General features: G+C 55.0%; 9 protein-coding genes and 2 pseudogenes. 4 read left to right on the top strand and 7 right to left on the bottom strand.

Annotation, left to right across the window (positions count from 1 at the left end; all coding sequences use genetic code 11):
- Positions 1–155: 155 nt before the first annotated feature.
- From PR017_RS19280 to PR017_RS19270, 3 genes are all read right to left on the bottom strand, one after another.
- Positions 156–2,273, bottom strand: coding sequence for a S9 family peptidase (locus PR017_RS19280; protein WP_111218068.1), 2,118 nt, complete (start codon positions 2,271–2,273; stop codon positions 156–158).
- Between the two features lie 292 nt (positions 2,274–2,565).
- A complete protein-coding gene (locus tag PR017_RS19275; protein ID WP_111218070.1) occupies positions 2,566–3,804 on the bottom strand; it encodes a cytochrome P450 in 1,239 nt (412 codons plus the stop codon).
- A gap of 234 nt (positions 3,805–4,038) precedes the next feature.
- Entirely contained in the window at positions 4,039–4,476 is a 438-nt protein-coding gene (locus PR017_RS19270; protein WP_111218072.1) for a VirK family protein, read from the bottom strand.
- Between the two features lie 1,243 nt (positions 4,477–5,719).
- On the opposite strand from PR017_RS19270, the gene PR017_RS19265 reads away from it, so the two are divergent.
- From PR017_RS19265 to PR017_RS19255, 3 genes and pseudogenes are all read left to right on the top strand, one after another.
- Positions 5,720–6,349, top strand: coding sequence for a C39 family peptidase (locus tag PR017_RS19265; protein WP_111218074.1), 630 nt, complete (start codon positions 5,720–5,722; stop codon positions 6,347–6,349).
- Between the two features lie 266 nt (positions 6,350–6,615).
- A protein-coding gene (locus PR017_RS19260; RefSeq protein ID WP_279619542.1) for an IS3 family transposase occupies positions 6,616–7,754 on the top strand; the annotation gives its coding sequence in 2 pieces (ribosomal slippage) (positions 6,616–6,874 and positions 6,874–7,754; 1,140 coding nt in all).
- A gap of 121 nt (positions 7,755–7,875) precedes the next feature.
- Positions 7,876–8,223: pseudogene (locus PR017_RS19255) on the top strand (transposase domain-containing protein); the annotation flags it as partial.
- A 523-nt stretch (positions 8,224–8,746) separates the two neighbouring features.
- Here PR017_RS19255 and PR017_RS19250 read toward each other — a convergent pair.
- From PR017_RS19250 to PR017_RS19240, 3 genes are all read right to left on the bottom strand, one after another.
- Positions 8,747–9,778: an ABC transporter substrate-binding protein gene (locus PR017_RS19250; RefSeq protein ID WP_279619553.1), complete on the bottom strand. Its 1,032-nt coding sequence runs from the start codon at positions 9,776–9,778 to the stop codon at positions 8,747–8,749.
- Positions 9,779–10,288: 510 nt separating this feature from the next.
- Positions 10,289–10,738: a hypothetical protein gene (locus PR017_RS19245; RefSeq protein ID WP_133255568.1), complete on the bottom strand. Its 450-nt coding sequence runs from the start codon at positions 10,736–10,738 to the stop codon at positions 10,289–10,291.
- A 762-nt stretch (positions 10,739–11,500) separates the two neighbouring features.
- Positions 11,501–12,367, bottom strand: a complete 867-nt coding sequence (locus PR017_RS19240) for a glycosyltransferase family 25 protein (RefSeq protein ID WP_240538952.1) — start codon at positions 12,365–12,367, stop codon at positions 11,501–11,503.
- Positions 12,368–13,335: 968 nt separating this feature from the next.
- Here PR017_RS19240 and PR017_RS28475 point away from each other — a divergent pair.
- Positions 13,336–13,851, top strand: coding sequence for a PAS domain-containing protein (locus PR017_RS28475; protein ID WP_111219107.1), 516 nt, complete (start codon positions 13,336–13,338; stop codon positions 13,849–13,851).
- Between the two features lie 56 nt (positions 13,852–13,907).
- Here PR017_RS28475 and PR017_RS19235 read toward each other — a convergent pair.
- Positions 13,908–14,660 (bottom strand): annotated as a pseudogene (locus PR017_RS19235) (IS66 family transposase); the annotation flags it as partial.
- Between the last annotated feature and the right edge of the window lie 38 nt (positions 14,661–14,698).

Genomic DNA, 14,698 nt, shown 5'->3' with positions numbered 1-14,698 from the left:
GCACTGTTGCTGATCCCTGCACCAACGCCGATCAGGATGTGAGCGTTGTAGAGCGATTAATAATTCATACGCCTCCCGCCGTGTAATTAACGCGTTGACGTCGCCCGAGGGAATGCAGTCGAACGCCTATTTGTTAAAGTATTAGTCGCGACTAGCTAGAGGTAGGCATCAAACCAATCGAGAACGCGGCGCTGGATATCGGCCTGATGCTCAGGCTCGCTAAACCAATGAGCTTCCCGCGGATAGCTGATCATCTTAACGGGTTTGCCAAGAAGTCTTAGTGCTCGGTAGAACTCCAGACCAAGCGCTATCGGCACTCGCGTATCTGCCTCGCCGTGCAGTACCAGCACTGGCGTATGAACGTTTCCCAACATTCGCACGGGCGATACCCTATCGAGATCAGCAAGGTGCGCGGATGGCTCGCCGAAATAACCCATGGTGTAGTCGGGCGTGTCGGTAATGCGCGCCATCGTAGTCATGTTGGTTGGAGCAGCACCGACCACTGCTGCCTTAAAGCGCTCGCTGTGCGTCACCGCCCAGGCCGCCATGAACCCGCCATAGCTCCAGCCGCCGATGCCGAGGCGCGAAGGGTCCGAAATCTTCATTGCGACGAGCATGTCAACGCCGTCGATCACGTCTTGATAGTCCACTCCGCCCCAGTCATGCCCAATCGCTCGCGCAAAGGCCGTGCCTTGACCGTCCGAGCCGCGCGGATTGGGTAGCAATACGGCATAGCCATGCGTCGCCAGCATCTGCGCCCATTCGTGCCAGCTCCCAAGCCACCCCGCCCACCACGCCCATTCGGGACCGCCGTGAATTTGTATGACTGTCTTAATCGGGTTCCCAGGGGTGTAGTCCGGCGGCGTAACGAGGACACTATAGATCCGCTTTCCGTCATGGCTACTGGTCCAAGATATTTGACTCACCTTGCCACATTTCCAGCGGGCGACTTGCGGGTTGATCATTGTAATTGGACGGATCTGTTTGCCGGCGATGGTCCAAACGTCGGCAGGTCGCTCAGGGCTTGACAGCGCAACTGCGACGAGGCGATCATCTTGACTAGTCGTGAGGTCGAAAGCCTCACCTTCCAAAGTGGCAAGCCGCGTGACACGCCCGTTCCCGGTCGCCGCGATTCTCACTAATCTGGATTGCGTCTCCTCAAATGACAAGGCGAGGATAGAGCGGCTATCCGCAGCCCATTGCAACCGAGTCAACAACCCCGCGTGGTCGTCGGCGAGCTTTATGAGTGTATTTGTCGCAAAGCTGTAAACGCGGGGGGCCATGCCAATAAAGCCCGGCGTGAGAATTTCCGAGGCGAGGATGGCAGTGCCGTCTGGTGCCCATAACGGGCCTTCCGCGGCATGTTCAATGAGCGTCTTGCCGAGTGTGCCGTTCTGAAGATCAAAAGTGGTTATCCGCGAATGATAAAAATGATCATTGATCGCGCTGGTATCCGCGACACGGACCGCCATGCGTTTTCCATCTGGAGACCACGCCATTTTACTGACGTTGACAGTTTCTGGCGAGACAGGTCGCGCCTTGTGGCTCAAAAGATCCAGAACCCAAAGGCGGGACATGTGGCCAGCCTTGTCCATCTCGACCCAGTCACGCTTCGCCTCACGATCTGCCTTTTCCCCCGGTGGATCTGGATCAGCACTTAGAAAAGCAATCTTCGTCCCCTCGGGCGACCATGCGAAATCGGTAATATCGCATGGCACTGCAGGGAGCGGCACTGGCTCTCCACCATTGCGCCCAACCTTCCAGAGCTGGCGGGTCTGTTTGCCCCCGGCGTCCAAAACAGCTGGCGGCGATCCATCGGTTTGGCCTTCAGGTCGGCTGGATGCGGCGGGCTTGCCTGCGGTCGACATATCGGTTTCTATGGTCTGTTTGCTGCTGCGGTTTGACAGGAACGCGATCATTCCACCGTCCGGAGACCAGCGCGGTGTGTTGTCAACACCAGGACCGCTGACGAGCTCACGCGCGGGCTCGCTGCCGTCGGTCGGCACGAACCATATCCTTTGCTGGTCGGAGCCGAAGGTCGCCACTTGCCGTTGAACGACAAACAATATTGTCTTACCATCAGGCGACATTTCCAGATGACGCATGTCGTGTAACTGCATGATGTCAGAAGGGCTAATCGGACTGCCGAATTCGGCAGTATTCGTCGTTGGAGCGATGGGCGAGCGAAGGCGCAGTGCCTGAATGTCCACCTCTTTCGGTGACGGGGTCACGGCTGTAAGGAGCGACGCCGTAAGAGGAAATACTAGCTTCATTGAAAATCCTTTATCTCACCCGATTTGGGCTAAAGAGAACATTCCGACATAGTTTGCGGCTTGACGCGTTCGCAGCCATGCTAAAACCTTCACCTTAGTTTGTCGGCGTTAGGGCGCGCATCCAGCCGCTTATCGCGGGAGAAAAGCTGGAACGCTGTTGCTTTATGGCACATAATGCATGCCGCGATTATTGCGCTGGCATCACCACCCGATCAGAGACGCCGAACCCAAGCTTGTTATCAGAGCCAAGAACGGTTCGAAGCAAAACTTGCTAAGAAGTTGGTGTCCAGCGCTATCGATGCCGATCTGCGTCCCAAGTCACGGGAAAGTTTTGAACTGTTCGTATGCCCGAAAAGCCATTGACCTTTGGAAAGGCGCCACCGGCTCTGATGGTCGGGAAACGCTCTGCTAGGACGGTCAATGCCTCTTCCAGCTCAACTTTTGCAAGTGCTTCGCCCAGACAACGGTGCGCTCCAGCGCCAAATACCGGATGCCATTTCAATTGCTCTCTTGTGATATCTAGTCGATCAGGGTCCCTATACAGATGCTCATCTCTGAGGGCGGACATGGTCACGAGGGAGCAAGCTTTATTGGCGGGGAGGAGCATCCCGTCTAACTCGATATCGGTGGTGGTGACGCGCGGAACTGAGCCTATCGCGGGCTCATAACGTAGGCATTCCAGGACGGCCTTTGGAACCAGGTCGTGATTCTTCAAAACTGCATCCCATTGATCAGGATGCTGGAGAAGCACTGCGAGCTGGATGACGATGGCAGATCGCGTGGTGTCGCTACCACCGACGATCAAAGTCATGATTTGAGTAATCACTTCCTCGGCGGACAAGGAGCCGTCGCTTTCCACATCGAAAAGAAGCCTGCTCACAAAGTCATTGTTCTTTTTATAACTGCGCCTAGCCACGACGTCGGCAACATATGATCTTAGCTCGCCGGCTGCCCGTTGAAGCTGCGGTACATCGTGCGCACGCCAAGATCCGCCCAGGAGCGGACTGAAACGGTATACGATCTCTGTAAATCTCTTCACATCGTCCTGTGGGAGGCCTAAGATCGACGCAATGATCTTGGCCGGAATAAGAGCGGCAAAGTCCTCAAGCAAATCCATGCCACCATCGGGCGCTACGGCATCTGCGATCTGTGCAACAGTCTCTCTAATGAGAGGTCGCAATGCATCAATCATCTTGAAGGCGAATGTCCTGGTCAGGGGAGATCGTCTGCGCAAATGAACATCCCCATTCGACGTCAGCATCCCGTTTTGCACGAATTCCCAGATCGGTCCATCTCCAACGCCGCGCAGGGTGACCAACTCTGTTTCTACCTGACGTGTCTTAGCATCGCTGCACAGGCTGAGAACGTCGTCGGCACGCAAGATCAGATATACCCCCGCTTCCGACAAGATGAACGGTATCTCCTTTCGGTAGTGCCGGTAGACGCCATGAGGGTCCGAACTGAGGGTTGAAATGGGCAGCACCGGAACTCGAAAGTTCGCGTCGCGCTCTGCGGAGTTGTTCAGATTCATTCATCAATACCTTTAATTCGGTCCATCCGTCGCCCAAACTTCGGCCAGCTAGCGAGACAAATCCGGCGCGTCAGAAGGACATTCTGTTCTTTAGCTGCGGCAGGAGTGTTGCATTGTGTGATGACGACAGTGGCGGGAAACACGTGCGAAACAATGCGCGTAATGACTTTGGCGCGGATTTCCTTGGATCGTTACATATGGCGGTCACCCCACCAACATCTAAGTGCGCCCACATTAGCGCGTTGGGAAGAAACTTAATCCACGGTCCAATGCACAATTAAATTCGAGTGTCGTACCCTTTTGTTCGTATGGGGGAAGGCTGAACACAGTCATAGAGAATTGAGCGCTTTTGTCTGGGCGGACTTTGTATCGTAAAAACTGAACGATTGGCTTTCCATCGAGATCGATGGTCATATGCTCGTCAGCAAAGGCAAGCGTCCCATCGTCCGTCAATCTAAAAGCGTTAATCCGTAATCCACCGCGTGTCTTGCTCGGATTTGCATCGTTTGGTACTGGGCTGCAAAGACTGAGATCAACGGTGACGGCGACCGGCTGCCCCTTACCAAGCATACGAATTACAGCCGGCAGGGCGAGCGGTCCTTGGCGATGCTCGGTTGCACTCGCTGCGGCGGGCAGCAAGGCCGCGAGAAAAATAGCGAAGAGGCGCTTCATGCAGTACTCCTTGGAACTCTTGGCGCATGGCTCGGTAAGCGGCGTCAAATGGATTGGCATTACATAACTTTACACAGCGCTCAGCGGAAAGCCGATGAGGATGTATTTAACTCTGATCGTGATGCCAGAAGCCCTGAAGCAAGACTCAGGCGCCCTATACCATTCGTTAATGGACTTTTATTCGTTGCGTATTTCACCAACGCAAATCCGTGTAGGTTACGTGCAGAAACTGATCACAAACCCGTGATCTGGCAAATGAAAATTTTATAACGGCTTAATTTACTGATTTTGTGAGAGTATTTCCCTTCCGTGTAATGTTGGGCCGCAAAAGGCCGCCTTATTTCTGCCCTAATACATATTGTTGGCCAATCTCGTCTGGCATCCAAGAGACGAATGAAAATGAACCTTCCGATGAAGCGCGTACCGTGAAACCTGTCGTCAGAACCAGAGGTGTCTCGTCTCTCTGGGATCAGCTTGTCAGATGCCTGGTGACCGGGCAAGCGGCGACCGGCGTGAGGGGGCGTGAAGCGGATGCAGGCGTTGTCGCGGAACTGCAGGAACCAGTCGCTCCGCTGCAAAGGGAGAAGCACAAGCGGAGAAGACCGTAAGGCGAGAGTACCGATGCGGGGCACTGGGACGGAGGATTTGTAGTAGCGATGAAGGCTCGTAATGGAGCTGGAGCGAAGAGGTCGGATCAGGTGGTCGTATTATCAACACAACTGGCAACAGAAACGTTGATGGATATGCAAGGCAGCCGTTTAATATCAGTAAGCAGAAGGTGTACGAAGCTTATCTGCAGGTGCGATCCAACGGAGGCGCAGCTGGTGTGGATGAGGTAACGATTGAGCAGTTCGAGCCGATCTAAAGAGGAATCGTACGCATCCGAGGAAGGCCGTCTTGTACGGATGAGGAATATGGAAGAGCACTGGCTATATCAACGTCAATATAGCCAGTGTTGTAGCCATGGACATTATCAGAGACCGTAAACAGGTGAGCCGCCTTGAGGTCCGGGACCGGTCGACGGCTCGATTCCCGAAGGCGGACACTCGAACAAGACCCGAACTGCAAAGTTCGAGCCTTTAAAACCCAATATGAATAAGGACATCATCAGATATAGCCCGCCCTGCAGTGCGCTGGCTTAATGCTCTGGATTGCGTTGCAAAAATCGGGATTCTTTCGTTCCTGAGAGCCAAGGCGGGTGGAAGGTAGCCGCTGCCGGCGAACTAGACGAAGTAGGATGGGAATGCCAACGAACAACGTGCCGTATTTCAGTCAGTGGGAAACGCCCGAAATGACGTTGCCTGTTGTTGCAAAGGGAGCCGCAGCCCTGCTGGATGATCCGCTTTGGCAGCAATCTGGAGCGCAAACGGTCGAGGAATACTCTCGTTGGGCTCCCAATCTTTGCGGTATGGCATGCCTGAAGATGATCCTCGCAACGCGGGGCGAGGCTCACCCCACGCTTGATCTTGCCCGCGCTTGCACCCAGCATGGCGGTTATGTCGTCAGTGAAGACGGAGCCTCCATCAAAGGGCTGATCTACGCGCCGTTTGTCGAACTGGTTTCCAGCCGTTTCGGTCTGAAAGCCGAAATCATGACAGGTGTCGAGGCGGTGGCCATTCCGAAGCTCCTATCGCGCTGGCAGTCTTTCATCGCATCGGTGCATCACTCGATCCGCTGGCCCGATCAGGGTCCGCCCTCAAAGGGCGGCCATCTGGTGCTGATAACGTCAGCCTCTCCACAAGCTGTCTGCTTTCATAATCCATCCGGCCATGATCGAGCCAGCCAGCCAGACGTCGTCCAGCCGCTCGACGTCTTCGATCAGTGCTTCGCCGGTCGCGGGATCGCCGTGAGTTTTTATAGTTGGAGGCGGTGATTAAGCATGGAGCACTAACGGGGAAAATTTGCGGAGCACATCTCAAAGTTCCATAAACACCCTTGTGTATTGTCCGATAAATAATTGATTTTATAAGTGTTTCTGCTGTTTTTCAGCTGTTAGCGTGAGGTGCCTTCCATTAGCCGAAAGCATTTCAGCTTGTCTGTTCTGGCTCCGGGCTTAGAGCTGGCTCGGGAAATCTGCACAGCTAGGATAAGTGGAATTTCTGCCTGACTTCGGCTTAGATGCCGGGAACAGGAGATACCATGACAAGACGACCGCGCCGGAACCATAGCCCGGCTTTCAAGGCGAAGGTGGCACTTGCCGCCATCCGAGGTGAGCAGACGCTGGTGGAGTTGTCCCAGCAGTTTGACGTGCACGCCAACCAGATCAAGCAATGGAAAGACCAGCTCCTTGAAGGGGCGACAGGCGTTTTTGGCGATGAAACCAAGGCCGAACCGGCCGGTCCAACCGTCGATGTCAAAACGCTTCATGCCAAGATCGGCGAACTGACACTGGAGAACGATTTTTTATCCGGTGCGCTCGGCAAGGCGGGATTGCTGGGCGGAAAAAAATGATCGACCGCGAGCATAAGCTATCCGTTGTGTGCCAGGCGAAGCTTCTCGGCTTCAGCCGTGGCAGTGTCTATTATCTGCCTCGTCCAGTGCCTGACGGCGATCTTGCCCTGATGCGCCGGATCGACGAACTGCATCTCGACTACCCGTTTGCCGGAAGTCGAATGTTGCAAGGGCTCTTGAGGGGAGAAGGGCTGGAAACTGGGCGGCTGCACATCGCCACGCTGATGAAGAAGATGGGCATCGAGGCGATTTATCGCCGCCCAAACACCTCAAAACCAGCGCCTGGGCACAAAATCTATCCCTATCTTCTGCGCAAGTTGGCGGTCACCCGGCCCAACCAAGTCTGGGCAATGGACATAACCTACGTTCCGATGGCTCGCGGTTTTGTCTATCTCTGCGCCGTCGTGGACTGGTTCAGCCGGAGGGTTCTGTCGTGGCGGCTGTCGATCACGATGGAAGCGGCCTTCTGCATCGAAGCGGTTGAGGAGGCGCTTGCCCGATATGGCAAACCCGACATCTTCAACACCGACCAGGGGTCGCAGTTTACCTCTGTCGACTTCGCCGCCGTGTTGAAGAAGGCGGAGATCGCCATCTCGATGGACGGCAAGGGTGCGTGGCGGGACAACGTGTTCGTCGAACGGCTCTGGCGGTCGATCAAATACGAGGAAATCTACCTGCACGCCTACAACACCGTGTCCGAGGCCCGCGTCGGCATCGGCCGATATCTTACCTTCTACAATAGCCGACGCCCACATTCATCCCTTGACCGGCAGACACCGGATCAGGCCTACTTCAACGCGCTGGCACCAATGATGGTGGCGGCATAATCGAGGCGGAAGTCCACTTAGCGAAACGTCCGAAACTGTTCAGACAAACCGAGCCACCTCTCTTCTCAGCTCGACTTCCGGCGAAATCTGCTTGGATTGAGCGTTGAGAGAAAGCAACTGCTTCACCTGGCTGGCAACGCAGGCCGCGCGCGTCCACTCCGATCTCGGAAAAGGCTTGGCCTATGTGCTGACGCCACAGGACGGCTTCCGTCTGTCCCTGAACGACGGCCATGTCGATCTTGACTCCAACCTGGTGGAAAACGCGATCCGCCGCCCGGCCATTGCAGGGCACGATGAAGGGGGCCGCAACTGGGCTCGGTTTGCCAGTGTTATCGGCAACTGCAAAATGAACGGCGTTGAACCTTACGCCTATCTTTGCGACTTCTTCAGCCGCCTCGCAAACGGCCACCTCGCCAAAGACATCGACGCCTTGATGGCCTATGCCGCCCACATCAAGGCCTCACAATGAGGTCGCCAGATACTCGTCGGTGGCCACGAGATCTCTTCCGGCCACCATCGCGAATTGCGCATAGCGGCGATGACTCTTTGGGAAAAAATGCCTGAGCATGAGAGGTATCTGCGGATAGCGTCCTTCGCTGGCCTTTTTTACGATGCCAAGCTATCGGCGGCGTTTCGCCATAGAGGCCAAATGCCAACGCGGCAGGCCCGCTCATTCGCGACAAACAAAGCGACCTACCGGTTTTTCGCGGCGTCTCATTCTGATCGTCGCGCTATAGTCCAGCCATATTGCTTGAAGAGACTGCCTAACGGTTCGTCTGTATGCTTCACTATAAGGTGACATTATTGTCTCCTCTCCCCGTTCAATGCTTGTCCCTACGGAGCTGCCGGGCTCGAATGAAATTGCTAACTCGCCGTGTATTTTTTGCCTTAAGCAAAAATGCTGTACCGTTGGATCTGGGGTCGTCTTTCCTTGCATGTTTGTTTCTCCGTGATTGGAATGTGGAGTTCCTGCTTGTGATCCACAGCGCCGATCAAGTCTTCGCCGCTTTGGCGAATGTCGGATCGAAGGTCTTGCTGAAGGGGACATCGGCATTGGCAAGTCCCGGATCGAGCGTTTTCAGCACGCCCATCATGGATTCGTACCCTTCCTTGGTGACCAGTCCATCCAGCGAGTACATTTCCTTCGAGTTCTTGAAGGCCTGCATGTACAGATCGCGGTTACCCAGCTGGTATTCCGTCGGCACCACGCTGGCCACATCCTCGGGGCTGGCCTGGCCAATCCATTTCAATGCCTTCATGAACGCGTTGACGGTGCGCTGCGTCGTCACCGGATTGGCAATGGCGAAGTCCTTCTTGAGGTAGACAGTCGCAGCCGGGTTGGGGCCGCCGAACAGGGACCGCGTGCCGGCCTCCGTGCGGGTGTCGAGGAGAATGGCGATATCGTTGTCGTACTGCAGCTGCGCGATGACGGGGTCGACATGCGATATGGCATCGATCTGACCGCTCTTGAAGGCTGCAAGTGCGGCGGCACCTCCGCCGATCCCGATCAGCGAGGCATCGTCGGCCTTCAATCCGCTCTTCAGCATTGCGTACTGGAACATCAGCGCTGTCGAGGAGCCGGGCGCGGTAATGCCGACCTTGCGCCCCTTCATGTCGGCCATCGACTTGATCTCGCCGGCGAGATCCTTGCGCACGGCAATGACGATACCGGGGAAGCGGCCGAGATTGCAGATCCCGACGATATCCTGTCCCTTGTTCTGCATGCGGATCGTGTGCTCGTAGGCACCGGCGACGATATCGAGCGAACCGCCGACGAGGCCCTCGAGAGACTTCGAGCCGCCCGCAAAATCGTTGATCGTAACGTTCAGGCCCTCTTCCTTGAAGAAGCCTTTGCGTTCCGCGATTGTCAGCGGCAGGTAGTATAAGAGCGGCTTGCCGCCCACCCCTATCGCCACGTCGGTCTTTTCAGGCTTGGCGTCCTGCGCCATCGCCGAAGGGATGCCGTTGAGGGATGCGCCGAATATCGCACCCGTCGTTCCGATTAGAAAAGTCCTGCGTTTCATGTCTGCTCCTTGGTTTCAGTTTCGGTACAGGGTTAACCGGGCAAGTATCTCATTAGCCAAACCAAGCTGTCACAATTGGGTGTCGTACTTGCTCCGGCAATCTCTTATTGATGAGTCGACCGACCGTGATCACAAATCCGTGATGTGCCAAATGATGTTTGTGTGACGCCCTAGGTCTCTGTAAATATTAGACTAAATATGCAATCTGATCGCGGACTGCTATGGATTTTTGTCGTATTTTTGCCGTAAAGCAGCATTTTGCCGAGCTTCTCTCTTTTTGCTTCCCAAGATCGCCACGACGGTATTCCAAAAGCCCACGCGGGCAGTTGCCGGTGGAAAAGCTGTCTACTTGGCAAGAAAATATCTCTTCCGTCCCGGGCTGATTATCGCCTTCATCTTTTTGTTCCTTGGGTCGCTCAACGAATTCACACGCGCCTTTTACCTCGCCGGCCGCCAGAGCACACGCCGGCGGTCTATTCGGCAAGATGCATTGGGTAAAAGGCATTGCCGCTAGCTGGGATCTCGGGGCCGCGGGCCACCGAGGATCAGTGCGCTCCACAGCTGTCCGAGTGGACGGTCCGAGATCCTCCCCAAGCGATTCTTCAGTGTGCCGCCGACGACGGGAGTGTCTTGTCTTCCGTCAGCATTGACCAACACGGTGATCCGCTCCAAGAACCCTACAGCGTCGAAAGTCGATTTGGCATTCGAGATGCCAAAATAAGCGTTGGCATCCATCGCCTTTATTGACCCGATCGCGAGGACGAGGGCGATAGAGGTGTCCAAGGTGACTACAGCGGCGCAACGGCCCGACCGAACAGCGTCGAAAAGCTGTGGAATGGACCATACTTCAAAGACCTGGAACCGGTTCGATACCAGCGTTGAGATCACAGCGGCTGACCTGCCTGCCGGCAGAAAAACGATAACCGGACGCCGTCGCATCAATTTGAAAACTTTCGCCATGCGAATACTCCTGACTGCATCTCCAAAGAGATTGATGTCTCCATCAATCTTTTTAAGGCTCTGAGCATCCGAGGGTGGCTCTGACTTTGGTTCGTGGCGCTTAAGCTTGAACCTGAAAGCCCCGCCCACTCTGTTCAGGTGCGGGGCGCCTCGCCCTTTGGTCAGGCCTTGGATGGGCCAGCGTGATCTGTATGCGCCGCGTTGCTATTGCGGTGTGTCGTTTGTTGTTGAGAAATGTTGCGGTCTCGATCCCCACGATTGAAAGCTGCTAAACGCCCCCGTTAATAGACATTTCTGGGCTTGAGGCCTAATCGCTATGCCGTCGCCGCAGGGAGCAAAATGAAATCTACGAGCACCGCTCAACGACGACGCTGCAGAATTGTATTGAACACAGATCCAAAAATGATCGGTCTCCGCTGGTATTCATTGATTAATTTCAGCTATAACCCACAATTACTCGCAGACCCCTGGATGGTTGCATGAACAATATCTACACTGTGCTTGTTCGATGAAACCGAACTAGACCCGCGAAATTGGGATAAGCAAGATGTTGGCTTAAGGCAGACTGGGTCAGTCGGCCATCTTACGGATCTCGGTCACCTTTAGGGAAGTAGGATGTCTCCTACTTCCGAGCCTGCATTACCAGAGCCTTGAGATCGATCAGCGAGGAACGGTTCCACGCGCTCGGTTCGGTCAACTTGACGCAAATTGTTATGGCCACTCGGCTGGCACCATCGTGACATAAATTCCCTCAACGTCTGCCTATCGGTGCCAAGTCAAAGCGATCATAAACCGTTCAACGAGACGCCGGCCCTTGGAAGCGTCAATGATGTTGCATCTGGACATCCGGGATTGGACAAGCACATAATGCAACCTCCGAAAAAAATCCATCGTCCGAAAGCAATGTGCAGGGATCCGGCGCCAGATAGGTAGTTTGGCAGACAAATAAGTCTCACGGTTGCCGATCATCGTCTTCTTTCGCAAGCGAGTGAACCCGACCAAATTGGACCGAGTGCTGTAAAGCGATGTCCCGTTGTCCCACCCGCGTTCAATAGCGACGTCCCAGGGCAAAGACATGATCCGCAACTTGGAGACTATCTTCGCCGCCCCGCTAAGCGTTACCAGATAGCCTGCCGTGGAGCCTTGTGGCCCAAATATGCAGCGGCCTAGAATATCGCCTTCTGCGGTTGTGGTAAAAGTTCGGAAGCCCTTCCACCGATGGTTCACGAATTTGATCACGTCGGCATCTGGAGCAGCTTCCATGGCGGAAACCGCTCGCGCTAAAAACGTATCGTCGAGCAAGATGTCGTCTTCAACGACGATCGCCGCGTCTTTACCGCCGGCAAGGAACCGCTCTAGCGCAAGCAGATGGCTGCGATAGCAACCATATTCTCCTGGCAAAATATGCCGCCCATTTCGCTTCAGGAAGAGACGCACATCGACATCAATCCAGTCCTCACTCGGATGGACCTGCCCATCGACGCCTTCGACGCGATTGAGTTCAATCGAAAATTCGGCACTCTGCCGCCTCATCTCCGCCAGCCTATCGGCGGCGCGATCAATATTGATAAGGTAAATCGCCAAATGTTGCGGGGACATCGCTTCTTGAAAAATATCGGGCGATTGCACAGCCTTTTACCGGCACATGCGAAGGCGTCTACGCCTATGCTATTCGCAGTGCAACGCCGTTGGCATCAATCGCGCTCGCTCACAAATACAGACGAAAGGTGTTCTAGACAGACTGCGTAGTTACCATGCTTTGTCTATCCCTAAGATGTTCCTCTTCACTGCATACAGCGTGACCCACAGCCACGAGAGAAATATAGTTGCCGCTAATGCGAGTTGTATCGTGGTCATTTGTGATGTCCTGTTTTCCCATGGAAATCGGTAGAATTTTCCGTCTCGCGTTGTTCATTCGTTATATCAGACGCCAATGTTGCTTTGGGTCGCGTTATATTCAAAAATGTTGCAGCACATATATTTCGAGCTGCCATGGCACGAAATGAAAAGCGCTGGAAACCGTTGAACCTAGAGACTCAAACCATCGCGAATGCAGCCGAGGTCCATCAAGCAAATTGGTACTTTCCTGTGTTTGCTGTTTGCCGCTGGCCAATGCTCGGTTGAAATGGGCTTGGATCGCGTCGAGAGAAGGCAACTGCTCAGGCGGGCTCGTGAAATGGCGGGGATAAGTAGCTCGGGGCATTCCGTGCTGACGACCCTTTACAGACCAGCGTTGTTCACAAAGACGGCTCTCGCTTGGCACACGTACCTTCGTGGCGAGCTGGCCTCCAAGACGCTCGCTTTTAGTCTGACCCGGTCGGCTACGCATGCTTCGAATGCGATAGCTAGGCGCATCCAGCATGCGCTTCATGTGGCCGTAAGATTTGAAGTCTGAAGCCGAACCCTTTTGTTTCGATTATGCCTGTATAAACAATAAATTGGAATGTTTGTGTAAAAACTAAGTATTTCGATGAGGATAAATTAGAGGATTGTCGCCTATGATGCGTTTCTTAAGGTTGAGATCATCGACCTGAATTTACTAAGCTCCGGATCTAATAACCGTAGGTGCGAAACAACATGATTGACCAGCTTTCCATATTAAAGAATCGATACGGAGCAATTTCGACCAAATCATATCGCCTGCGTCCAGCATCTGCGGCGAAAGCGTCGCTCTGCTATCAGTCTCCGAGTTCACGATCCTCCAAGCGAATGCAAGCTTCGCCCGCCTCCTGGGCTGTGCAATCGCGGACATTGGAGGCAAAAGTCTTCTCGATTTCTGTTCATTTTCCCTCGAGGATGTTTCGCGCGACCTATTGGTCACCAACGCATGCGCCGTATCCGATAGCGTACATGTGAACACCGTCGTAAGAAGGTCGGATGGCACGGTGATCGATGTTGAACTTTGCCTGACCCATCTTCGGCTGGCAGAAGGCCGCTATATAAACGCTGTGCTACGCGATGCCTCAAGGAGAAAGGCAGATCAGCGAGCAATCGCCGCTAGCGAGGCGAAATCGGGCATTGTTCAACTCAACCCGTCGTCTTGTGGCGATACTGACACCCGACGGCCGCAATGTGGAAACGAACCCCATCGGTTATGCCTTCACCGGCCTTGACGCGGAGCAGACGTGAGCACTGTGTTTTTGAGAGGGTCACTGGTGGGCCAATGACGGATTGGCTTCAGGGCCGCGGCACACGCGCCGACCTGATCGGCAAGCGTCGACAGGCTGAGGTCGATCCCCTCTCGGGCATAGCGCTCGCTTTGGCGATTGAGCGGCTGATGCTGGGCGAACTTCTCGAACAGGATCATCGCCAGAAGGTTCGGGCCGGCAAAGCCGCGCGGCGTCACATGGAAGGGTGCTGGCGGCTGCGTGATCTTCTCGCATTCGCGGCAGGAGAACTTCTCCCGAACGGTCTGAATGACCTTCCACTGACGCGGGATGACCTCCAGCGTCTCTGTGATATCCTCACCGAGCTTCGACAGCTTGGCCGAGCCGCAGCAGGAACAGTTTGTTGGGGCAGCAATGACGACACGTTCGCGTGGCAGATGCTCGGGAAACGGCTTGCGTGACGGACGCTTGCGCTCGAAGGCCCTGACGGTCGAGCCCTTGGCAACCATCTCCGCCGCGAGCTCGTCTTCGCCTGCATCAGCTTCGAGTTCTTCGAGTTGCAGTTCCATCTGTTCGAGAAGCCGCGCCTTGCGCTCAGAGCGGCTGCCGTAAAGCTCCCGGCGGACCTTCTCGATCTCCAGCTTCAGCCGCGCGATCAGCGCCTCGGAGTGCGATACGAGCGCCTTTGCGCTTGCGGCTTCCGCCTTGGCAGCCGCCGCTTCTACCTCGGCAGCAACACGCCGGGCACTCTCCGCCGCCAGGGCCGCAAGTGCGCTGGCAAGATCGTCGGGAAGCTGTTCGACCGCATCGTGCATGGCCTGATGGAATCATATTCGACCCCGTCATTCCAGCG

Origin of the sequence: Rhizobium tumorigenes (genome assembly GCF_003240565.2) — a bacterium.
Classification (GTDB): Bacteria; Pseudomonadota; Alphaproteobacteria; order Rhizobiales; family Rhizobiaceae; genus Rhizobium; species Rhizobium tumorigenes.
This window is presented reverse-complemented; position numbering and strand designations above follow the sequence as displayed.

Excerpts from the sequence above, each read along its gene's own strand:
- PR017_RS19265 (WP_111218074.1), top strand. The coding sequence starts at position 5,720 with ATGCCAACGAACAACGTGCCGTATTTCAGTCAGTGGGAAACGCCCGAA.
- PR017_RS19270 (WP_111218072.1), bottom strand. The coding sequence starts at position 4,476 with ATGAAGCGCCTCTTCGCTATTTTTCTCGCGGCCTTGCTGCCCGCCGCA.
- PR017_RS19280 (WP_111218068.1), bottom strand. The coding sequence starts at position 2,273 with ATGAAGCTAGTATTTCCTCTTACGGCGTCGCTCCTTACAGCCGTGACC.
- PR017_RS19250 (WP_279619553.1), bottom strand. The coding sequence starts at position 9,778 with ATGAAACGCAGGACTTTTCTAATCGGAACGACGGGTGCGATATTCGGC.
- PR017_RS19275 (WP_111218070.1), bottom strand. The coding sequence starts at position 3,804 with ATGAATCTGAACAACTCCGCAGAGCGCGACGCGAACTTTCGAGTTCCG.
- PR017_RS19245 (WP_133255568.1), bottom strand. The coding sequence starts at position 10,738 with ATGGCGAAAGTTTTCAAATTGATGCGACGGCGTCCGGTTATCGTTTTT.